Source organism: Pseudarthrobacter sp. S6, from assembly GCF_050156575.1.
Lineage (GTDB): Bacteria > Actinomycetota > Actinomycetes > Actinomycetales > Micrococcaceae > Arthrobacter.
Window position 1 is genome coordinate 360,569 of the sequence record NZ_CP189581.1, and the last position, 21,498, is coordinate 382,066.

Sequence of the window (21,498 nt, forward strand, 5' to 3'; positions counted from 1 at the left end):
CTCAGCACTCGATCACGTTGACGGCGAGACCTCCGCGGGAGGTCTCCTTGTATTTGGTTTTCATGTCCGCTCCTGTCTCACGCATGGTTTTGATGGCCTTGTCCAAGGACACTTTGTGGCGGCCGTCCCCGTGAAGGGACAGCCGCGCGGCGTTGATCGCCTTGACGCTGGCGATGGCGTTCCGCTCGATGCAGGGGATCTGCACCAGGCCGCCCACCGGGTCGCAGGTCAGCCCGAGGTTGTGCTCGATCCCCACTTCGGCGGCGTTTTCCACTTGTTCGGGGGTGCCGCCGAGGACCTCGCACAGGCCCGCTGCAGCCATGGAACAGGCAGAGCCCACTTCGCCCTGGCAGCCGACTTCGGCGCCGGAGATGGAGGCGTTGATCTTGAAAAGAATCCCGACGGCGGCCGCCGCGAGGAGGAAGCGGACCACACCGTCATCGTCGGCCCCCGGAACAAACTTGACGTAGTAGTGCAGGACGGCAGGCACGATGCCGGCCGCGCCGTTGGTGGGAGCGGTGACAATCCGCCCGCCCGCGGCGTTTTCCTCGTTGACGGCGAGGGCGAACAGGTTGACCCATTCCATCGCCCGGAGGGGATCGGTGACGCCCGTATCCGCGGTCAGGGTCTTGAATAACGACGGCGCGCGCCGCCTGACGTTGAGCCCGCCGGGAAGGATTCCTTCCGCGGCGCAGCCGTTGTCCACGCACTCGCGCATCACGGCCCAGAGTGCCAGCAGCTTCTCGCGGAGCTCCGCTTCGCTGCGCCAGGTGAGTTCGTTGGCGAGCATCACGTCGGAGATGGACATGCCCTCGCGCTTGCAGATCGCCAGGAGTTCGTCGGCGCTGGTGAACGGGTATGGCAGGGCGGTGTCATCGGCCACCACCCTGTCGCCGGAATCGGCGTCGCCGTCCACTACAAAGCCGCCGCCGATGGAGTAGAAGCTCCGTTCGCTAAGGACGGTCCCGGTGTGGTCCAGGGCCCGGAAGCTCATGCCGTTGGGGTGGGCGGGGAGGGACTTGCGGCGGTGCAGTACTACGTCCTCATCCCAGTTGAAGTCCACCCGGTGATCCCCGCAGATCATAAGTTCGGCGTCGAGGGCGGCTGCGGCCACCTGGTCGTCGGCGGTGGAGGTATCCACCGTCTCCGGGTCCAGGCCCTGCAGGCCCAGTACCACCGCCTTGTCGGAGCCGTGGCCCCGCCCGGTGGCACCAAGGGAGCCGAACAGTTCGGCCCGGACCCGGGTGGTTGAGCTCAGGAGCCCACCGCTCTTAAGCCCGTCAGCGAACAGTTTTGCCGCCCGCATCGGGCCGACCGTGTGTGAGGACGACGGCCCGATGCCAACGGAAAACAGGTCCAGGGCGCTAAGCGCCATCAGGGCACCTCGGGGGAAGCGAACTCCCTCATTGCGTCCAGGAGCCAACGGCCCAGGAACTCCGCGAACGAGGCCCGGGGGAAGATCCGGTAGCTTTCCTCCCCGGTCTTCTGCAGGACCACCGGGATATTGCCTACCTCGGTGGACAGGGCTGCACCCGTGGTGAAGCTGCGGGGGTGCAGGTCCAGGGCGCAGCCCTTTTCCAGGACGGCCCGGGCACGCGGACCGGAGAGTTCGAACGTGGTGCGGTTGGCGGAGAGGTCCACAACCTGGCCCGGCGCGTCGCCCAGCGCGGCCACGAGAGAGCCGATGAGGTCACCGCCCAGGGAATCGTGGGCTTCTTCCGGTGCCACCACCAGGAACTCGGAGGGTCCCAGCCAAAGAACGGTGACGCGGTCCGTGCCGCCCACGTCGCCGCAGCGTGCCGGCAGGCCGCCGGTGACGGCGGCGATCCGTAAGCCTTCTTCGGAGCGGGGATCCACCCGGACGCCGGCCATGGTCTGGAACAGGCCTTCTTTCAGGACCACCGTTCCCTGGATGGAGCCGGCATCCATTGCCGCGGCCAGGTGTGAGGCAGGGCTGCGGCGGATGTCGCGGAGTCCATTGATGCCGTCGAGTGCTGCTGTGTTAGCCATCTTTGCGGGTCCCTTCGGGGTCAAAAAGTACGGTTTCTGCCACAACAACGTCAACGAGCTGGTCGCCGGCTGCGGCCACCAGGGTCTCGCCGATGCGGTTGCGGCCATTCTTGATCAGGGCCAGCGCGAAGGACCTGCCCAGGGCGGCGCTGTGGTAGCTCGAGGTCACGAACCCCTCCATGGGGACCGGGCCGTAGGCGGGGTTCGTGGCGATGCCCTTTTCCACAAGCTGGGTGCCTTCGGGCAGCCTCAGCGTTCCGTCCACGGGCAGGACGCTGACCAGGTGCTTGCGGTCCGCGCGCTGGGCGTCGGTCCTGGCGTAGGAGCGTTTGCCGATGAAGTCCTTGGCCTTCGAGACCACCCATTCCATCCCCGCGTCCTGCGGGGTGACCGTACCGTCGGTGTCCTGGCCAACGATCGGGTAACCCTTCTCTGCGCGGAGCACGTGCATTGTTTCGGTGCCGTAGGGGGTGATGTTGAATTCAGCCCCGGCTGCGGCCACCGCTTCCCAGGTGTTCAGCCCGTACCAGGACGGCACGTTGATCTCGTAGGCCAGTTCGCCGGAGAACGAGATCCGGCAGATCCGTGCCTGGACGCCGGAAGCCAGTGTGGTTTCCCGGAATGTCATGAACGGGAAGGCATCTGCTTCGAGTCCGCCGTCTGCTGCCAGTTCCGGCGCCACCTTGGCGAGCACCGCCCGGGATTTGGGCCCGACGACGGCAATGGTGGACCACTGCTCGGTCACCGAGGTGCAGTGCACGTCCAGCTCAGGCCATTCGGTCTGCAGCCATTCCTCCAGCCAGTCCAGCACCTTCGCGGCGCCGCCGGTCGTGGTGGTCATGAAGAACCGGTCCGCATCCAGGCGCAGGGTCACGCCGTCGTCGAAAATCATGCCGTCCGCCATGCACATCACGCCGTAGCGGGCGGAACCCGGGGCGAGCTTTTTGAACGCGTTCGTGTACATCCGGTTGAGGAACTCACCGGCGTCCTTGCCCCGGATTTCGATCTTGCCCAGGGTGGTGGCGTCCATAAAACCGACGGATTCGCGGACGGCGGCGCACTCCCGGAGCACGGCAGCGTCCATATCCTCCCCGGCCTGAGGGTAGTACCAGGGCCGCTTCCACTGCCCCACGTCCTCGAACAGGGCACCCTGCCCGACGTGCCACGGGTGGACCGACGTGAGGCGGGCGGGATCGAAGAGTTCGCCGCGCTGGCGTCCGGCGAGGGCCGAGAACGCCACCGGGGTGAACGGTGCACGGTAGGTGGTGGTGCCGATGTCGCCGATGCCACGGGAGGCTTCGCCGGCGGTCCGCAGCGCCGCTGCGATAACGCCGATCGCGTTGACCCCTGAGGTCTTGCCTTGGTCGTTGGCGGTGCTGATCGAGGTGTAGCGCTTGATGTGCTCCACGGACCGCATGCCGGCGCCGGTGGACCGCAGGACATCGGCCACGGACTGGTCGCGCTGGAAGTCCACGAAGTGGTGGTGCCAGTCATCCGGGCCGCCGGTCTGACCGGGCACCAGCCACAGCTGGCGGGTCGGGGCGGAGGCCTTCGGCTCGCCAAGAGTGGTCGGCTCGGTTTCCGAGGCGAAGCCCGCCGCAATGGCAGCCGCGGCTCCGGCGGAGATGCCTTCGTCGACGCAGTCAAGGAGTTCGAAGCTGCCGCGGCCGGAGCCGATGGACTGCTGGTTCGGGACCACGGTGCTCGGCACGAAAGCGGCCAGGTCCTCGTCCCAGCGCAGCTTGCCCTGGCGCTGGGAGTGGAGGTGCACCAGCGGGCTCCAACCACCGGAAACTGCCAGCAGGTCGCAGGCGATTTCCTCGACGCCGGAGGTGAGTTCGCCGTCGTCGTTGATGCTGCGGACGGTGACGCCCGCAACGCGGCCATCTGCACGGCTGGATGCGGTGTTGGCAACGGCGCTGCCGATCAGCACCCGGGTGCCGGCTTCGACGGCGGCACCTGCCACGGCGGTGAGCTGCGGGCGGGCGTCGACGACGGCGGCAACCTTCACGCCGGCGGCGCGGAGGTCCGCGGCGAGGGCGTAGGCGCTGTCGTTGGTGGTGCTGATGACCACGCGCTGCCCGGCGGCGACGGCGTAGCGGTTGAGGTAGCTGCGGACGGCCGAGGCGAGCATGATGCCGGGGCGGTCGTTGTTCTCAAACACCAGGGGCCGTTCGTGGGCGCCGGGGGCCAGCACCACCTGCTTGGCACGCACGTGCCAAATCCGCTGCCGGGATACACCGGGCGCTGCCGGGCTGGACAGGTGGTCGGTGCGGTTCTGGACCGCGATGACGTAGTTGGCGTCGTAGGCGCCGAAGGCCGTGGTGCGGTTCAGGACCGTGCTTTCGGCTCCGGAGACGAGTTCGGCTTCCACGTCGGCGACCCATTCCAGGGCGGGTTTGCCTTCGATGTCCTCGGCCAGTCCGGACGCAGTGGATCCGGACAGGAGGGATCCGCCCAGTTCGGGCTGGTCGTCCATGAGCATCACGCGGGCGCCGGTGCGGACCGCTTCGCGGGCCGCGGCCAGGCCGGCGGGGCCACCGCCGATCACCAGCACGTCGGTGTGGACGTACTTCTTGTCGTATTCAGCCCGATCTTCCTCGGGGTCCAAGCGGCCCAAACCGTTGAGCAGGTCCGCTTTCAGGCCGTCCACCAGAGTGATTGTGGTGGCGGGGAGCATGGATTCGGCCACATGGCCCGGGAACCGTGCTTCGACCCGGACCAGTGCGTTGGCTTCCTCCACCCCGGCGGACATGATGCCGCGGGGCCGGTCCTCGTAAAGCGAGTTTCCGGCGGCGATCCGGCCGTTGGCGAGCAGGGCCGAGGCGAGGGTGTCGCCGGGGTGTCCGGTGAATTCCTCGCCGTCCACGGTGAAGCGCCAGGACATGGTGCGGTCGATGCGTCCGCCGGCGGCGAGGCGGGCGTTCTGGGAAGTCACTTGGTTGCTCCCTTCGGGGCAGTGGTGCTGGGGGCGGAATCGGCCGGGGCAATGCTGGTGCCCGAGATGCTGGGCGCGGCGGTACCGGTGGTGGTGCTGTCAGCGGCGGTGCTGGCAGTGCCTGAGTCCGGGACGGCCGGGTTGGCCGGTGCTGGCCGGGGCGTGCCCATCGGGTAGACGGCCTGGATGTCGTAGGTGACGGTGTCGCGGAGCATGTTGAACCACTGGCGGCAGCCGGTGCTGTGCAGCCAGCGTTCGGCGAAGGCGCCCTTGGTGTTGTCCCGGTAGAACAGGAATTCGGCCCATTCGCGGTCGTTCAGCTCGGTGGGGTTTTCCGGGTAGGCCACGTGGGCCTGGCCGCCGTAGTGGAACTCGGTCTCGTCGCGCGAGCCGCAGTTGGGGCAGGGGATGAGCAGCATGTGCGTCTTCTTTCTGGGGGACGGCGGCTAGTGGGCGACGGCGGCTGCGCCGTGTTCATCGATCAGGGCGCCGGTTTCGAAGCGTTCCAGCGCAAACGGCTTGTTCAGCTTGTGCGGGGTCCCGGTGGCGATGTTGTGCGCGAAGGTGAGGCCTGCGGCCGGGGTGCCCTTGAAGCCGCCGGTGCCCCAGCCGCAGTTCACGAACATGTTCTCCACCGGGGTGTTGCCCACGATGGGGGAGGCATCCAGGGTGGTGTCCACGATGCCGCCCCACGTCCGGAGCACGTGTGCCCGGGCAAAGATGGGGAAGAGTTCGACGGCGGCAGCCATCTGGTGCTCGATCACGTGGAAGGAGCCGCGCTGGCCGTAGCCGTTGTAGGAGTCCACGCCGGCACCCATGACGAGTTCGCCCTTGTGTGCCTGGGAGACGTAGACGTGCACGTGGTTGGACATGACCACGGTGGGGTGGACCGGCTCGTGCAGTTCGGAGACCAGCGCCTGCAGCGGGTGCGACTGGATGGGGAGCCGGAAGCCTGCCATTTCGGCCAGGACCGAGCTGTGCCCGGCAGCACACAGGCCCACCTTTTCGGTGTTGATGGTGCCTTGATTGGTCTTGACGCCCACCACGCGGTTGCCGTCCTTGACGAAGCCGGTGACTTCGCAGTTCTGGATGATGTCCACGCCGAGTTCGTCGCATTTGCGGGCGAAAGCCCAGGCCACGTGGTCGTGCTTGGCGATGCCCGCACGGGGCTGGTACGTGGCGCCCATCACGGGGTAACGGATGTTGTCGTTGATGTTCAGGATGGGGCAGAGTTCCTTGACCTGCTGCGGATCCAGCCATTCCGCGTCCACGCCGTTGAGCTTGTTCGCTCCGACCCGGCGCATGCTTTCACGGACGTCACCCAGGGTGTGGGCGAGGTTCATCACGCCGCGCTGGCTGAACAGGAAGTCGTATTCGAGCTCCTCCGGCAGGATCTCCCAGAGCTTGAGTGCGTGCTCGTAGATGGCCGCGCTCTCGTCCCAGAGGTAGTTGGAACGGATGATGGTGGTGTTCCGGGCCATGTTGCCGCCGGCCAGCCAGCCTTTTTCCAGGACGGCGATGTTGGTCATCCCGTGGTTCTTGGCCAGAAAGTAGGCGGTAGCCAGGCCGTGCCCGCCGCCGCCCACAATCACGGCGTCGTAGGAGGACTTGGGTTCCGGATTCCGCCAGAGGAAATCCGGGTGCTCCGGGAGCTGTTGGTTGCTCACTGGGCTGCTCCAATCATGTCTGCCTCAACGCCCGCCAAGGCGGCGTCGGCGGTGAGGTGGGGGTAAAGGGGGAATTGTTCTGCCAAGGCCGTCACCCGGGCGCGGAGCTCGACGGCGGTGTCCTCGCTAAGCGATGCAGCGCTGGCAGCGGCGATGAGCGCCGTCGCGATGATGTCCGCAACCTCGGCGAACTCCACGGCACCAAAGCCCCGGGTGGCCAGGGCTGGTGTGCCGATGCGGAGTCCGGATGACACCATCGGCGGGCGTGGATCGAACGGTACGGCGTTGCGGTTCACCGTAATGCCGATCCGGTGCAGCGCGTCTTCGGCCTGCTGGCCGTCCAATTCCGAGTGGCGGAGGTCCACCAGGACCAGGTGAACGTCCGTGCCGCCGTTGACCACGGAGATGCCGGCCGCGGCAACGTCCTCACGGAGCAGCCGTTCGGCCAGCAGCTTCGATCCTTGCAGGACGCGTTCCTGGCGTTCCTTGAATTCAGGGGTGCCGGCGAGCTTGAAGGCCACGGCCTTGGCAGCGATGACGTGCTCCAGCGGGCCGCCTTGCTGGCCGGGGAACACGGCGCTGTTGATCTTGCGGGCGTACTTTTCCTTGGCGAGGATGACGCCGCCGCGAGGGCCGCCGAGGGTCTTGTGCGTGGTGGTGGTGACGACGTCGGCGTAGGGCACCGGATTCGGGTGCAGCCCTGCAGCCACCAGGCCGGCGAAGTGGGCCATATCCACCATCAGGTAGGCGTCCACGAGGTCCGCGATCCGACGGAACTCGGCGAAGTCGAGCTGGCGGGAGTAGGCGGACCAGCCGGCGACGATCAGCTTCGGGCGGTGTTCGAGGGCGAGTGCCTCGACCTCGGCCATATCCACCCGGAGGTCCTCTTCACGCACGTGGTACGGGACTACGTTGTAGAGCTTGCCGGAGAAGTTGATCTTCATGCCGTGGGTGAGGTGGCCGCCGTGGGCCAGGCTCAGACCCATGATGGTGTCGCCCGGGTCCAGCAGGGCGAACATGGCCGCGGCGTTGGCCTGGGCGCCGGAGTGCGGCTGCACGTTGGCGAATTCCGCCCCGAACAATGCCTTGACCCGGTCGATGGCGAGCTGTTCGATGACGTCCACGTGCTCGCAGCCACCGTAGTAGCGCTTCCCGGGGTAGCCCTCGGCGTACTTGTTGGTCAGGACCGAGCCCTGCGCCTCCATGACGGCGGACGGGGCGAAATTCTCCGAGGCGATCATTTCCAGCGTGGACTGCTGGCGGAGCAGCTCATTGCTAATGGCCTGCTGGACCTCGGGATCGACGAGGGAAAGTCGATCGTTCAACTGCTCAACCACGGAATGCTCCTTTGAAATACCACTGTTGTAGTAACTGATATATCAGTGTTGACTCAATGGTATGATTGGAATCACACAATAGTCAATAGCCGGTGGCAAGATGGCTTCGAGCTTCCGGTTGGAAGCTCGAAGCCGCACACGCGAAGAATGGAGCGGCACCTTGAATGCACTTCCTCTACTGCCTCCCGCCGAGGTTGAAGCGCCGTCGCAGGCGGAGGCCGCCTACCGGCAGCTGCGCGACAAGCTGATCATGCTCGAAATCCGCCCCGGCGAGCCGATCAATGACGCGCAGTTGGCGGCAGAGCTGGGCTTCGGCCGCACGCCGGTGCGAGAGGCCATCAAGCGGCTGGAGGTAGACCATCTGGTGGTGTCCTATCCGCGCCGCGGTACTTTTGCCACGAATGTGGACTTCACGGAACTGGCCGATGTCTCGGCGATCCGGGAACTGCTGGAGCCCTTGGCCGCACGCCGAGCCGCAACGAGGGCAAGCGAGTCCATGCGGCGGGAACTGCTGCAGGTCGCCGATGCCATTGCGGGGTTGGCGCCCGGCCTGGCGGAGTCGCGGGACCTCATGAGGTACGACCTGACGGTTCACCGGCTGATCTACAAGGCGGCCGCCAACCCGCACCTGGAAGATACGCTGATCCGCTACGACAACCTGGCTACGCGCATCTGGTGCCTGGTCCTGGACAAGGTTCCATCGGTCAGTGGCCACATCACCGAGCACGTGGACCTGCTCAAGGCCGTGGCCGCGGGCGACGCCGACAGGGCGGCCGAGCTTGCCCTGCACCACGTCACCAGCTTTGAGGAAACCATCCGCAAGGTGCTCTAGCAGCCCGGACCCCCGAAAGCTTGCCCGGTTGACGCCCCTTGAAGCCTCCTCGCGAAGGGACGCGGTCGCGATGGCACACAATAGCGGTCTGCGCCGACCTCCGGCCGCCGTAACGCAATCCCGGCTCCCATGCGCCTGGCGGCATAGGATCGAAAGCATCGAACTAACCGAGAGGACGCTCTAAGCGGCCTTCGTGGCGGGCAGGCAAGCCGCACACTACTTGAGAGTATGGATCATGGCTTCGAACAATGACCGCGAATCCGACGTCGATGCGGACACAGGCCAGCACGGCGGTGTCCAGTCCGTGGACCGGGCCCTCGCGGTCCTGGAGATCCTGGCGCGGGACGGCCACGCCGGCGTAAGCGACATCGCCGAAGAGATGGGCATCCACAAATCCACCGTCTCCCGGCTGCTGGGCTCGCTGGTGAGCCGGGAAATGGTCCAGCAGAACAGCGACCGGGGTAAGTACCAGCTGGGCTTCGGCATCCTCCGGCTGGCCAGCTCCATCCCCGGCCGGCTCAGCCTGGTCCGCGAAGCCCGGCCGGTGCTGGAAAGCCTGGCGGAGGAATTCAAGGAGACGGTGAACCTTGCGGTCCTGCGCTCCAACTACGCCGTCAACGTGGACCAGGCGATGGGCCCGTCCACGCTGGCCACGTATGACTGGGTGGGCAGCCTGACACCGCTGCACGCGACCTCAAGCGGGAAAGTCCTGCTGGCCGCGCTGCCCGCGGACGAGCGGGACCGCGTCCTGAAGGAGACCGGGCTGCCGGCCCGGACCCCGCGCACCATCACCAACAGGAAGGAGCTCGAAACCCAACTGCTCGACGTCGCCAGTGATGGCTACGGGGTGGTGCGGGAGGAGTTTGAAATCGGGCTCCACTCGATCGCCGTGCCTGTGTTGAACCATGTGGGAGCGGTCATCGGTGCAGTCAGTATCTCCGGGCCAGCCTTCCGCTTCGATCCGGAAACGGAGCCGGGCCTCCTCGAAGCCCTGAAGCAGGCCGGCCTGCAGATCAGCGCAAACATGGGCTATACCCGGCGGTAAAACTGATGGAGCCCGCCGAAACCAGGGTTTCGGCGGGCTCCATCAGCGGAAGCAGGGCCTAATGGCCGGGCGTGACGTCCCCCACCTTCTCCTGTACCCAGTCGTGGAACGCGCCGATGTGGTGCTCGCTCGGCACCAGCACGCCGCCCTTGGCATACACCTTCGAGCCCATGGCCGGCTGGCAGCGCTCGCAGGCGTCGAAGTCCTGCTGGTTGACGCGGTGGAACAGTTCCACTGAGGCAGTGACGTCCTTGCCGCTCTCCACAACACTGGGCAGGTACAGCCAATCGCATTCCACGATGGTGTGGTCCGCGGCCATGGGGAACATCCGGTGGATGATCACGTGGTCCGGGACCAGGTTCACAAACACCGTGGGCTTGATGGTGATGGCATAGTAGCGGCGGTCCTGGCCCTCCTCGATTCCCGGAATCAGGTCGAGCCCCTCGGAGCCATCTATGGTGAAGCCCTTGATGTCCTCGCCGAATTCGGCGCCGTGGCCCACGAAGTACTGGGCGGCCAGCCCGTCCGCGAACTCCGGCAGGACCTCCGTCAGTTCCGGATGGATGGTGGCGCAGTGGTAGCACTCCATGAAGTTCTCAATGATCAGCTTCCAGTTCGCCTTTACGTCGTAGCGGATGCGGCGGCCCAGGCTGAGGTTGGCCACATCGTAGCCTTCGATCGCCTTCAGGTCCCCGAGCCGTTCCTCGATGGCGCCCATCACGTCCTCTTCGAAGGACGGCGGCTCGTCCGCCAGGCACACCCACACGTAGCCCAGGTATTCGCGGACGTGGACCTTCACGAGCCCGTACTCGTCCCGGTCGATGTCCGGCATCTTGGTCAGGTTGGGAGCCGCAATGAGCTTGCCTTCGAAGTCGTAGGTCCAGGCGTGGTAGGGGCACTGGAACGAGCGCGCAGCTTCGCCTTGCTCCTCCATGCACAGCTTGACGCCGCGGTGACGGCACACGTTGTAGAAGGCGCGGATGCCGCCCTTGCGGGTGCGGCTGATCAGCACGCTCTCCCGCCCGATCTGGACCGTTCGCCAGGCGCCCGGCTTGTCCAGGTCGGCCGAGCGGACGGCACAGAACCACATCTGCTCGAAGATCCGTTCCTGCTCGGCCCGGAACACGCCCTCATCCACATATGTGTAGCCGGGAAGGGTGGGGATCAGACTCGGGGCACTTACCTCAACAGACAATTTGTCCTCCTAGCGAACAAAGATCAACAACAAAGGCCATAATTTAGGCCGGGTTTTCAGGTTTAGAGCTTCGGAACAGTGCTTTCAGGACACGGCGGCGGCTCCCATGAGTCCGGGAACGTCCAGGCGGACGGGTGCCGCCACATCGGGTGCCGGCGCCGCGAGGCTCCGGCGCCACTTGGTAAACAGGCGGGGTTGGTTCATGCCAAGGACCGCCACTGCCATATCGTCGCGGTAGTAGACGGCGAGGCAGCTGTGCGCGTGGACGTCGCCCACCTCGATCTCCACCCGGTCGTAACCGGCGGAATGGCCGGCAAACTGCAGCTTGACGCCGTACTGGTCGGACCAGAAATAGTGCGGCTTGGCCGGCCTCGGAGCGGCGTCCGCGTCCAGGAGTGCCTCGACGGCGACGGCTGCCCGCTCAAGGGCGCCGGTCCAGTGTTCCATCCGGCGGTGCGTGCCCGATGCCAGGTCGAACCAAGCGGCGCAGTCACCCACGGCCACTATTCCCGGCATGCCGGTGCGTCCCATGGCGTCGCACAGTACCCCGCCGCGCAGCTCCAGGCCGGAGCCTTCCAGCCACCCGATGTTGGGCTCGGCCCCAATGCCAACCACCACGACGTCGGCGGCCACGTAGCGTCCGCCGGCCAGCCGGATTCCGGTGACGTTTCCTTCGCCGCTGTAGAAGTCCTCGATCACGGCGGAAGAAATGAGCTCCACCCCGTTGGCTGCGTGGAGTCCGGCGACCACGCCGCCCATCTCCGTTCCGAGCTGCGCGGCGAACGGTACGGGCTTCGTATCGATCATGGTCACTTCCATGCCCCGCGACGCAGCCGCGGCGGCAACCTCGGCGCCGATGAAGCCGGCCCCGATCACGGCCATCCTGCTGCCGGGCACCAGCTCGGGGGCAAGACTCTGTGCGTCGGCGAGCGTACGGAGGGTAAAGACATTGCTCAGCCCGGCAAGGGTGGGCAGCCGCCGTGCCCTCGCTCCTGTGGCTATGACAATGCCATCCGCCTGTATGGTGCGGCCGTCCTTAAGGAAGACGGTCCGGGAGGACGCGTCCAGGGAAGCGGCCTCTGCCCCCAGCACCCATTCGGCCGCCAGCTCATCGGCGTCGGTTTCCAGGAATAGGTCCTCGGCCCTGATCGCGCCCAGCAGGAAGTCCTTGGACAGCGGCGGGCGGTCGTACGGACGGTGGGGTTCATCGCCGATGATGACCAGCCGTCCGGTAAAGCCTTGGGCGCGGGCCGCCCGGGCGGCGGAAAGTCCCGCCAGGGAGGCTCCGATAATCGCAAGCGTCTGCATCAATACGGCCTCTTTCAATTGCTTTGTGCGCAACAACAATCGCTATATGCAACAGAGTGATCTATGCCACGGTCACTGTCAAGGGTGGAAAGCCAGGAAGTCTGGAGAACGCAACAGAAGAAAAAACTCTTGACAAGCACTGTGAGCTGGCGCACTGTGTTGCATATGGCGATTGCTGTTGTTCACTACGGAACGTTGCGGCCATCGCGGGAGACGCCGGGTCCCCGAAGAAAACAAGAGGTCCAACTATGCACAAGGCATGCCCGCTCAGTGAATTGGCTCCCGGGGAAGCGCTGCGGCTCAATACGTCGCCGCCCATCGCCGTCTTCCACACAGAAGAAGGCGAGCTCTTTGCCATCGACGACACATGCACCCACCAGGACGCCTCGCTGGCGGACGGCTGGGTGGAGGACTGCTGGGTGGAATGCCCGCTGCACGCCTCCAGGTTCAACCTGCGCACGGGAAGCGTAGACGCGCCGCCGGCCAAGCTGCCGGTGCGCTCCCATGAAGTAACAGTGATCGACGGCGACATCATGATCGCCGAATCCACGGAGGTTCCCAACCTCCCCCCTGGCCTGACAGTAGACGGCCACGTCTAACAGCAAGCCCATGTATCCGAACCAAAGGACTGGCTCATGGCTTTGAATAGCGAAACCCGCACAGTCGACGAAATCCGCGTTGACACAGATTCCCTTCCCTTGACCGTCCAAGATCAGCTCGCAGAGGCCGAGGACACCGAGCAGATCATGCAGGAACTCCGCCAGGCCCGGTCCGAACAGTCGGTGACAAACCGCCGGAACCGTAAGCTCACTCTCGATAAGGCCACCTTCGGTATCACCGGCGCCGTCGCCCTGGCTTTCGTGGCCTGGGGCTTCCTCGGGCGGGATAGCCTGGCCGCCACCTCAACCACCGCCCTGAACTGGGTTATGGAGTACACCGGTTGGCTCTTTATGGTCCTGGCCTCGTTGTTTGTTGTCTTCGTCCTTTGGCTGGCCCTTGGTAAATGGGGCAACATTCCCCTAGGCAAGGATGGCGAAAAACCGGAGTTCAAGACGGTCTCGTGGGTCTCCATGATGTTCGCGGCAGGCATGGGCATCGGCCTGATGTTCTACGGCGTAGCGGAGCCGCTCTACCACTACATCTCCCCGCCGCCCGGAACCGTGGACGGAAGCACTCCCGCAGCCATCCAGACGGCCATGGCCACCTCCATCTTTCACTGGACCCTCCACCCCTGGGCCATGTACGCCGTGGTGGGAATTGCCATGGCCTACGGCACCTACCGCCTGGGCCGCAGGCAGCTGATCTCCGCAGCGTTTACTTCGCTGTTCGGCATCAGGACTGTGGAAGGACCGGTGGGGAAGTTCATTAACATCCTTGCGATCTTTGCCACGCTCTTCGGCACGGCCGCGTCCCTCGGCCTGGGTGCACTGCAGATCGGCAGTGGCCTGACATCGAACGGCTGGATCGGCGAAATCGGCACCCCCGTCCTGGTGGGCATCGTCGCCATCCTGACGGCCTGTTTCGTTGCCTCGGCAGTGTCCGGCATCAGCCGCGGCATCCAGTGGCTGTCCAACATCAACATGGTCCTGGCCGTGGTCCTGGCGCTCATCGTCTTCATCGCCGGCCCAACCCTGTTCATCCTCAACCTCATCCCCGCCGCAGTAGGAGACTACGCCAGGGACCTGGCCGAAATGTCGTCCCGCACGGAGGCCGTCGGTGACGAGGCGTTGCGCAAGTGGATGTCCGGCTGGACCATCTTCTACTGGGCCTGGTGGGTATCCTGGACGCCTTTTGTCGGCATGTTCATCGCCCGGATCAGCCGGGGCCGGACTATCCGCCAGTTCGTTACCGGCGTCCTGCTGGTCCCCAGCATCGTCAGTGTCATCTGGTTCGGAATCTTTGGCGGAACAGCCTTCCACGTCCAGCAGGAAGCGGACAAGGCGGGCACCGCCGGCCTGGTGTCCATGGTTAACGGGGCACCGTCCATCGACTTCGACGGCGCACTGTTCGACCTGGTGAAGAACATGTCCATGCCTGCCTGGCTGACCACTGCGGTCATCATCCTGGCTATGGTCCTGGTTGCCATCTTCTTCATCACCGGGGCCGACTCGGCGTCGATCATCATGGCGTCACTGAGCTCCAACGGGTCCTCTGACCCGAAGCGGGGCCTGGTGATCTTCTGGGGCCTCCTCACCGGTGCTGTGGCGGCGGTAATGCTGCTGGCCGGCGGCGACGAGCCTTCGGAAGCGCTCTCGGGCCTGCAACGCATCACCATTGTGGCGGCGCTGCCGTTCGTCCTGGTCATGCTGCTGCTGTGCTTCGCCCTCGTCAAGGACCTGCGCCGCGACCCGATGTCACTCCGGCGCCGGCTAGCGGACTCAGTGGTAGAACGTGCCATCCGCGCCGGCGTAGACCAGCACGGCGGAGTCCAGTTCGATCTCGTGACCAAACATGAATGCGGCGAACGCTGCCCGGACGGGATCCGCTGCCCCGGCGATGTCCCCAGCACCGAGTCCGCCAATCCCACACGCACGCTTTAGGAGCAACAACCGTGACCATCCTCATTGAGAGCCGCGCCCCGGGCAACGCCACTGCCGCAGCGGGCGCCGCGACGGCAGCGGCCACCACCCGCCCCGCCCAGTTCGTCCTTACCCTGTCCTGCCCCGAGCAGCCCGGAATCGTCCGCGCTGTCACGGCGTTCCTGGCGGACCGCGGCTTCGACATCGTGGAGCACCAGCAGTTCGACGACCACGTCAGCGGGAATCTCTACCTGCGCACCGCGTTCACCGGCGGCCGTGGCCCCGAGCTCAGCCCCCGGGAGGAACAGGGAGGCCCCCTGGACGAGAACAACGTGGAGAACCTGACCGCGGCCTTTGCACCCATCGCCGGGGAATTCGGCATGGACTTCAGCATCCACGACGGCCGGCCGCAACGGCTGTTGGTGATGGTCTCGAAGTTCGGGCACTGCCTCAACGACCTGATCTTCCGGTGGCAGGCGGGCAGCCTGGGCGCGGAGATCGCCGTCGTGGTTTCCAACCACGAGGACCTGCGCGCCATGGCCGAAGCCGCTGGCTTGCCCTTCATCCATGTGCCGGTGACGGCGGACACCAAGCCGGAAGCCGAGGCGCGGCTGCTGGACCTCGTGGCCGAGTACAACGCGGACCTGGTGGTCCTGGCCCGCTACATGCAGGTGCTGTCCAATGACCTGTGCACCAGCCTGCGCGGCCGTGCCATTAACATCCACCACTCGTTCCTGCCCGGTTTCAAAGGCGCCAAACCCTACCACCAGGCTTATGACCGCGGCGTGAAACTCGTCGGGGCAACGGCGCACTACGTGACCCCGGACCTGGACGAAGGTCCCATCATCGAGCAGGAGGTGTTCCGGGTGGACCACAGCCTGGATGCGAATGCCCTGGTGACCGTTGGCCGGGACGCAGAAACACAGGCACTGTCCCGGGCGGTCAAATGGCATTGCCAGCACCGCGTCCTGCTCAACAACACCCGCACCGTCGTCTTCCGCTAACGCGAACGTCCGCCAAGCTAAACAGGAGAATCACTTATGAGCGCATCCCCACGCGTTGTCATCATCGGCGCCGGCATCGTCGGCACCAACCTTGCGGACGAACTCGCCAGCCGCGGCTGGAACAACATCACGGTCGTCGAACAGGGTCCGCTGGAACTGGCCGGCGGCTCCACCTCACACGCGCCCGGCCTGGTCTTCCAGGCCAATCCGTCCAAGACCATGACCGAATTCGCCAGCTACACGGTGGACAAGCTGCTCTCCCTCAGTGCCGACGGGGTGTCCTGCTTCAACCAGGTAGGTGGGCTCGAGCTGGCCACCACCGAGGCGCGGCTGAAGGACCTTGAACGCAAGCTCGGCTACGCCACTTCCTGGGGCATCGAAGGCCGGATCATCGACCCGGATGAGTGCCGGAAGCATTACCCGCTGCTGAACTCCGGCACGCTGGGCAACGGCAACACCGTTCTCGGAGGTCTCTACGTTCCCACCGACGGCCTGGCCTCCGCGGCCCGCGCGGTCCAGCTGCTGATCAGCCGCGCACGGCAGGCAGGCGTGACATTCCTCGGTTCCACAGCGGTGACCGGCATCGAGCAGGCACGCGGCAAGGTCACCGGCGTTGAAACGGCCGACGGCGTGATCCCGGCAGACCTCGTGGTGTCCTGCGCCGGCTTCTGGGGCCGAGAGCTCGGCAAAATGGTGGGCATGAAGGTCCCGCTGCTGCCGTTGGCACACCAGTACGTCAAGACCACCCCGCTGGACGGGCTGCGCGGCGTCAACGAGATGCCCAACGGGGCCAGTAAGCCCATCCTGCGCTACCAGGACCGCGACCTGTATTTCCGCGAACACGGTAACCGGATCGGCATTGGCAGCTACGCACACAAACCGATGCCCGTGGACATGGAACAGCTGCCACGCGTCGGCGCTGAAGACATGTCAGAGCACCACATGCCGTCCCGCCTGGACTTCACGCTGGAAGACTTCGCCCCGGCCTGGGAGGACTGCCAGGACCTGCTTCCGGCCCTGCGCGCAACCCGGATCGAAGACGGCTTCAACGGCATCTTCTCGTTCACTCCCGACGGCGGCCCGCTGATGGGGGAGTCGCCCGACGTCGAAGGCTTCTTTGTGGCCGAGGCAGTCTGGGTCACCCATTCGGCCGGCGTCGCAAAGGCCATGGCCGAGCTGCTGACCGAGGGCCAGTCCCGCACCGACCTGCACGGCTGCGAGCTCACGCGGTTCGAGAAAGTCCAGACCAGCGACCAGTACGTCAGCGAAACCTCCCAGCAGAACTTCGTGGAAATCTACGACGTGATGCACCCGCTGCAGCCCAGGGAATCCCCGCGTGACCTCCGGCTCAGCCCCTTCAACGTCCGGCAAAAGGAACTCGGGGCGTTTTTCCTCGAGTCCGCGGGCTGGGAGCGTCCGCACTGGTTCGAGGCCAACCGTGGGTTGCTGGCCGAGCTTCCGGTCGAGTGGCAGGCGCCTGAGCGGGACGAGTGGGCAGCCATGTACTCGTCCCCCATCTCCGCGGCCGAAGCGTGGAAGACGCGCACCGCCGTCGGGCTTTATGACATGACGCCGCTGAAGCGGCTGGAGGTCAACGGGCCGGGTGCTCAGGCGCTGCTGCACCGCCTGAGCACCGGAAACATCGCCAAGAAGCCCGGCGCCGTGACGTACTGTCTGCTGCTGGCGGACGCCGGCGGCATCCTCAGCGACGTGACCGTTGCCCGGCTCGCGGAGGAAAAGTTCCAGCTGGGTGTGAACAGCAACGTGGACTTCGACTACCTGCGCGTTGAAGCCAGGCGGCAGTCGGCCGCGGATCCTGCCCAGTGGGTGCACGTCTCCGACATCACCGGCAGCACCTGCTGCATCGGGCTGTGGGGACCCCTGGCCCGCGAGGTGATCGGGAAAGTCAGCGGGGACGATCTCAGCAACGACGGCCTGAAGTATTTCCGGACCAAGGAAATCTCGGTGGGCGGCATCCCCGTCACGGCCATGCGCCTGTCCTACGTCGGCGAACTCGGCTGGGAGCTCTACACCACCGCGGAATACGGGCTGAAGCTCTGGGACCTGCTGTCTGAGGCCGGGCGGGAGCACGGCATCATCGCAGCCGGACGCGGAGCCTTCAACAGCATGCGGCTTGAGAAAGGCTACCGGCTCTGGGGCACGGACATGACGTCGCAGCACCACCCCTACGAGTCCGGGCTGGGCTTCTCGATCGCCAAGGATAAGGAAGGCTTCGTGGGCTGGGAGGCGCTGGCCGCCCGCAAGGAGCAGCCCGCCACCCGGGCGTTGCGGTGCCTGACCGTCGACGACGGCACCTCGGTCGTGCTCGGCAAAGAACCGGTGTATGTCAACGGCGAGCCTGCCGGGTACGTCACGAGCGCAGCGTACGGCTACTCCGTGCGCAAGCCGATCGCGTACGCCTGGCTGCCGGCGTCGGTTTCTGTCGGCGACCCGGTGGAGATCGAGTACTTCGGGAAGCGTATCGCCGCGACCGTCACGGCCGAGCCGCTCTTCGATCCCGGCATGGAGCGCCTGCGCGGCTGAGTGAAACCCCGAAGCCCGCCGGCCTGCTTACGCAGGCCGGCGGGCTTTTGCGTGCCCGGCGAAACCCGGTTCCGCCTTGGATATCAGACCCGCGCAGGTCTCGTTCAACGCAACTTAAAGTCAATCTACGCAACCACTTGCCATGCCGTCCCATGTAGAGGCTTGCTGCTTGTCGTCGCCAATCAGGTACCGACCGTGCCGGGGAGCTTCGGGCCTAGTCGCAAAGGAAGTATTGACTGTGGCGTGCATCACGCCTATTCTGGTGCAACAGCGTTGCGCTGATTGCAACCCCAAAACAACCTTGGTGGACACATGAGTAACGAAACTTCCTCTCCCGCTTTTGCGGGAGGCCCTGGCCCCAAGCCGCATGGTGCACAGGACGGCCCCGGCCGCAGCACTATGAGTGGCCAAAACTATGAACCCGCTGACAACGCCGTCAGCAAGGAAACCCGCCGCCGGGTCATCGCGGCCAGCTTTATCGGCAACTTTGTTGAGTGGTTCGACTACGCCGTTTACGGCTATCTGGCTGTCACGATCGCGGCAGTCTTTTTCCCCGGATCGGATCCCCAAACCGGGCTTCTGCTGACTTTCGCACTGTTCGCGATCTCGTTCCTGGTACGCCCGCTGGGCGGGTTCGTCTGGGGCCACATCGGTGACAGGGTGGGCCGGCGGACAGCACTCTCCCTCTCGATTTTGATCATGTCCGGTGCAACGTTCTGCATTGCCCTTATTCCGGGCTACGACACGATCGGCATCTGGGCTCCCATCCTGCTCCTGATCATCCGGGTGGCGCAGGGCTTCTCCGCCTCTGGTGAGTACGCCGGAGCGTCGGCCTTCCTGGTAGAGTACGCCCCTGCCAATAAGCGTGGACTGTACGCAGCGGTTGTTCCCGCCAGCACCGCAGCCGGCCTGCTCCTCGGGTCTTTGCTCGCGGGCCTGTTGACCGTCCTGCTCAGTTCGGACGCGATGCACAGCTGGGGCTGGCGCTTGCCGTTCCTGCTGGCGGCCCCGATGGGGCTGATCGGCCGTTATATCCGGACCAAGCTCGAAGACACTCCGGTGTTCCGTGAATTGGCAGCCGAGGACGAGGCCATCAAGGCGCCGGTGTCGAGTCTGTTCCGGAAGCACTGGCGGCAGCTGCTTCTGGCCGTTGGAGCCGTGTTGCTCAATGCCGTCGGCTTCTACGTGATCCTCAGCTACATGCCGACCTACCTGTCCGCTGAGCTGGGCCTCGGGGGAACAGAATCGTTCCTCGCCACAACCATTGCGCTGGTGACGTACATCGGATTCATCTTCCTGACCGGGATGCTTTCGGACCGCTACGGGCGCAAGAAGGTGCTGATCAGTGCATCCATCACGTTCATTGTGCTGACCGTACCCGCCTTCGCACTGCTGGGAACCGGAAATTTCCTGGTCATCGTCCTCGTCCAGATCCTGCTGGGTGCCATGCTCACCCTCAATGACGGAACACTTCCGAGCTTCCTCGCCGAAATGTTCCCCACCCGTGTCCGCTACAGCGGCTTCGCGGTCAGTTTCAACCTCTCCAACGCCCTGTTCGGCGGCACCGCCCCGTTCATGGCCACACTCCTGATCGCAGCCACGCACAACAACCTGGCTCCTGCCTGGTACCTGGTCGCAGCCGCAGTCATCTCCCTGATCGCCGTCGCACTCTCCAGAGAAACGGGCAAGGAACCGCTGCGCCACGAATAGCCCGGCCGGCGCCGAAGACTTTCCATCCCCGCAAACCGCAGTAAAGAAAGGCACCACCCACAATGACCAGCACAACATCCGAGAACGCCACATCCGTCGCCGAACTGGAGCGGACCAAGGTCCTGAAGAACGGTAAGAAGGTCAGCCTGACTTTCTCCGACACGGAGTTTGAGCGCCGGCTCGCCGGCCTGCGCCGGATCATGGCCGAAAAGGAACTGGACGCCGTCGTCCTGACCAGCTACCACTCCATCAAGTACTACTCGGACTTCCTGTTCACCACCTTTGGCCGCTCTTACGCCATGGTGGTCACCAAGGATGACAACGTCACTGTCACGGCGAATATCGACGCCGGGATGCCGTGGCGCCGCAGCTTCGGCGACAACCTGGTTTACACGGACTGGCGCCGGGACAACTACATCTTCGCCATCCAGGAAGTCCTGCGGACCCGCGGTATCAACCCGCGCCGGCTCGGCGTCGAGGACGACTCCCTGCCCCTGGATAACCGCAACAAGATCCAGGCCGCTTTCTCCGGTGCCACTCTGGTGGACGTGGCCCATGCCGCCATGCGCCAGCGCATGATCAAGTCCGCCGAAGAAATCGAGGTCATCAAGCACGGCGCCCGGATCGGTGACCTGGGCGGCGAAGCCATCCGCCACGCCATCACTGCCGGTATCACCGAGTACGAGGTCGCCCTGATCGGCACCGAGGCCATGGTGCACGAGATTGCGCGCACCTTCCCGGACTCCGAAATCCGCGACACCTGGGTATGGTTCCAGTCCGGCATCAACACCGACGGCGCCCACAACTGGGCCACCACCCGCAAAATCCAGGAACACGACATCCTGTCCCTGAACTGCTTCCCCATGACCAGTGGCTACTACACAGCACTGGAACGCACCTTGTTCTACGGCGAACCCGATGCCCGCTCCCTGGAACTGTGGAACATCAACGTCGAAGTCCACAAGCGCGGCCTCGAGCTGATCAAACCCGGCGCCGTCTGCAAAGACATCGCCGCCGAGCTCAACGAAATCTACGTCGGCCACGGACTGCTGGCCAACCGCACCTTCGGCTACGGCCACTCCTTCGGCGTCCTCAGCCACTACTACGGCCGCGAAGCCGGACTGGAGCTCCGCGAAGACATCGACACCGTACTGGAGCCGGGCATGGTCGTGTCCATGGAGCCCATGATCACCGTCCTGGATGGCCAGCCGGGTGCCGGCGGCTACCGCGAACACGACATCCTCGTCGTCGGTGAAGACGGTGCCGAGAACATCACCAAGTTCCCGTTCGGACCGGAATACAACATCATCGGGGCCTAACCCCTCCGCGGGTAGCGGCGCCGTGTAACGCGGCGCCGCTTTCCGCTGACTATGCGCAATGATAGTGAGC

At 65.2% G+C, this 21,498-nt stretch carries 16 protein-coding genes; 8 read left to right on the top strand and 8 right to left on the bottom strand.

Annotated elements, in window-relative coordinates:
• Window position 1: 1 nt before the first annotated feature.
• From ACQCS0_RS01805 to glyA, 6 genes are read right to left on the bottom strand one after another with little or no spacing between them, the layout of a single operon-like run.
• Window positions 2-1,375, bottom strand: coding sequence for an L-serine ammonia-lyase (locus ACQCS0_RS01805; RefSeq protein WP_426939992.1), 1,374 nt, complete (start codon window positions 1,373-1,375; stop codon window positions 2-4).
• Window positions 1,375-2,010 (bottom strand): sarcosine oxidase subunit gamma, encoded by a 636-nt coding sequence (locus ACQCS0_RS01810; protein ID WP_426939993.1) that lies wholly within the window; start codon window positions 2,008-2,010, stop codon window positions 1,375-1,377. Before ACQCS0_RS01810 ends, ACQCS0_RS01805 begins: the two co-directional genes overlap by 1 nt.
• Entirely contained in the window at window positions 2,003-4,948 is a 2,946-nt protein-coding gene (locus tag ACQCS0_RS01815) for a sarcosine oxidase subunit alpha family protein (RefSeq protein ID WP_426939994.1), read from the bottom strand. Before ACQCS0_RS01815 ends, ACQCS0_RS01810 begins: the two co-directional genes overlap by 8 nt.
• A complete protein-coding gene (locus tag ACQCS0_RS01820) occupies window positions 4,945-5,367 on the bottom strand; it encodes a sarcosine oxidase subunit delta (RefSeq protein ID WP_354156511.1) in 423 nt (140 codons plus the stop codon). The genes ACQCS0_RS01815 and ACQCS0_RS01820 overlap by 4 nt, the downstream gene beginning before the upstream one ends.
• Before the next feature lie 27 nt (window positions 5,368-5,394).
• Window positions 5,395-6,615 carry a sarcosine oxidase subunit beta family protein gene (locus tag ACQCS0_RS01825; protein ID WP_354156512.1) on the bottom strand — a complete coding sequence of 407 codons (1,221 nt, stop codon included), beginning with the start codon at window positions 6,613-6,615 and terminating at the stop codon, window positions 5,395-5,397.
• A complete protein-coding gene (glyA, locus tag ACQCS0_RS01830) occupies window positions 6,612-7,952 on the bottom strand; it encodes a serine hydroxymethyltransferase (protein ID WP_426939995.1) in 1,341 nt (446 codons plus the stop codon). The genes ACQCS0_RS01825 and glyA overlap by 4 nt, the downstream gene beginning before the upstream one ends.
• Before the next feature lie 160 nt (window positions 7,953-8,112).
• Here glyA and ACQCS0_RS01835 point away from each other — a divergent pair, with 160 nt between their 5' ends.
• A complete protein-coding gene (locus ACQCS0_RS01835) occupies window positions 8,113-8,784 on the top strand; it encodes a GntR family transcriptional regulator (protein ID WP_354223445.1) in 672 nt (223 codons plus the stop codon).
• 235 nt (window positions 8,785-9,019) lie between these two features.
• Window positions 9,020-9,829 (top strand): IclR family transcriptional regulator, encoded by an 810-nt coding sequence (locus tag ACQCS0_RS01840; RefSeq protein WP_354223447.1) that lies wholly within the window; start codon window positions 9,020-9,022, stop codon window positions 9,827-9,829.
• 58 nt (window positions 9,830-9,887) lie between these two features.
• Here ACQCS0_RS01840 and ACQCS0_RS01845 read toward each other — a convergent pair whose 3' ends face one another.
• Complete coding sequence (locus ACQCS0_RS01845; RefSeq protein ID WP_354161003.1) at window positions 9,888-11,024, bottom strand: aromatic ring-hydroxylating dioxygenase subunit alpha; 1,137 nt, start codon at window positions 11,022-11,024, stop codon at window positions 9,888-9,890.
• An 84-nt stretch (window positions 11,025-11,108) separates the two neighbouring features.
• A complete protein-coding gene (locus ACQCS0_RS01850) occupies window positions 11,109-12,332 on the bottom strand; it encodes an NAD(P)/FAD-dependent oxidoreductase (RefSeq protein WP_426939996.1) in 1,224 nt (407 codons plus the stop codon).
• Window positions 12,333-12,580: 248 nt separating this feature from the next.
• Between ACQCS0_RS01850 and ACQCS0_RS01855 the strand changes: the two genes are divergently transcribed.
• The 6 genes from ACQCS0_RS01855 to ACQCS0_RS01880 all read left to right on the top strand — a co-directional run bounded on the left by ACQCS0_RS01855 (window position 12,581) and on the right by ACQCS0_RS01880 (window position 21,428).
• A complete protein-coding gene (locus ACQCS0_RS01855; protein WP_354155525.1) occupies window positions 12,581-12,931 on the top strand; it encodes a bifunctional 3-phenylpropionate/cinnamic acid dioxygenase ferredoxin subunit in 351 nt (116 codons plus the stop codon).
• A 36-nt stretch (window positions 12,932-12,967) separates the two neighbouring features.
• Window positions 12,968-14,872, top strand: coding sequence for a BCCT family transporter (locus tag ACQCS0_RS01860; RefSeq protein ID WP_354155524.1), 1,905 nt, complete (start codon window positions 12,968-12,970; stop codon window positions 14,870-14,872).
• An 11-nt stretch (window positions 14,873-14,883) separates the two neighbouring features.
• Window positions 14,884-15,855 (top strand): formyltetrahydrofolate deformylase, encoded by a 972-nt coding sequence (purU, locus tag ACQCS0_RS01865; protein ID WP_354155523.1) that lies wholly within the window; start codon window positions 14,884-14,886, stop codon window positions 15,853-15,855.
• A 36-nt stretch (window positions 15,856-15,891) separates the two neighbouring features.
• Window positions 15,892-18,399, top strand: coding sequence for a GcvT family protein (locus tag ACQCS0_RS01870; RefSeq protein ID WP_426939066.1), 2,508 nt, complete (start codon window positions 15,892-15,894; stop codon window positions 18,397-18,399).
• Between the two features lie 312 nt (window positions 18,400-18,711).
• On the top strand, window positions 18,712-20,109 hold the full coding sequence (locus ACQCS0_RS01875; protein ID WP_426939067.1) for an MFS transporter: 1,398 nt from the start codon (window positions 18,712-18,714) through the stop codon (window positions 20,107-20,109).
• A 62-nt stretch (window positions 20,110-20,171) separates the two neighbouring features.
• Window positions 20,172-21,428, top strand: coding sequence for an aminopeptidase P family protein (locus ACQCS0_RS01880; protein WP_354155521.1), 1,257 nt, complete (start codon window positions 20,172-20,174; stop codon window positions 21,426-21,428).
• Window positions 21,429-21,498 lie beyond the last annotated feature (70 nt).

What these genes read in the sequence shown, in the direction of transcription:
- ACQCS0_RS01805 (WP_426939992.1), bottom strand. Translation starts at nt 1,375, where the DNA reads ATGGCGCTTAGCGCCCTGGACCTGTTTTCCGTTGGCATCGGGCCGTCG.
- ACQCS0_RS01810 (WP_426939993.1), bottom strand. Translation starts at nt 2,010, where the DNA reads ATGGCTAACACAGCAGCACTCGACGGCATCAATGGACTCCGCGACATC.
- ACQCS0_RS01820 (WP_354156511.1), bottom strand. Translation starts at nt 5,367, where the DNA reads ATGCTGCTCATCCCCTGCCCCAACTGCGGCTCGCGCGACGAGACCGAG.
- ACQCS0_RS01840 (WP_354223447.1), top strand. Translation starts at nt 9,020, where the DNA reads ATGGCTTCGAACAATGACCGCGAATCCGACGTCGATGCGGACACAGGC.
- ACQCS0_RS01850 (WP_426939996.1), bottom strand. Translation starts at nt 12,332, where the DNA reads ATGCAGACGCTTGCGATTATCGGAGCCTCCCTGGCGGGACTTTCCGCC.
- ACQCS0_RS01855 (WP_354155525.1), top strand. Translation starts at nt 12,581, where the DNA reads ATGCACAAGGCATGCCCGCTCAGTGAATTGGCTCCCGGGGAAGCGCTG.
- ACQCS0_RS01860 (WP_354155524.1), top strand. Translation starts at nt 12,968, where the DNA reads ATGGCTTTGAATAGCGAAACCCGCACAGTCGACGAAATCCGCGTTGAC.
- ACQCS0_RS01870 (WP_426939066.1), top strand. Translation starts at nt 15,892, where the DNA reads ATGAGCGCATCCCCACGCGTTGTCATCATCGGCGCCGGCATCGTCGGC.
- ACQCS0_RS01875 (WP_426939067.1), top strand. Translation starts at nt 18,712, where the DNA reads ATGAGTAACGAAACTTCCTCTCCCGCTTTTGCGGGAGGCCCTGGCCCC.
- ACQCS0_RS01880 (WP_354155521.1), top strand. Translation starts at nt 20,172, where the DNA reads ATGACCAGCACAACATCCGAGAACGCCACATCCGTCGCCGAACTGGAG.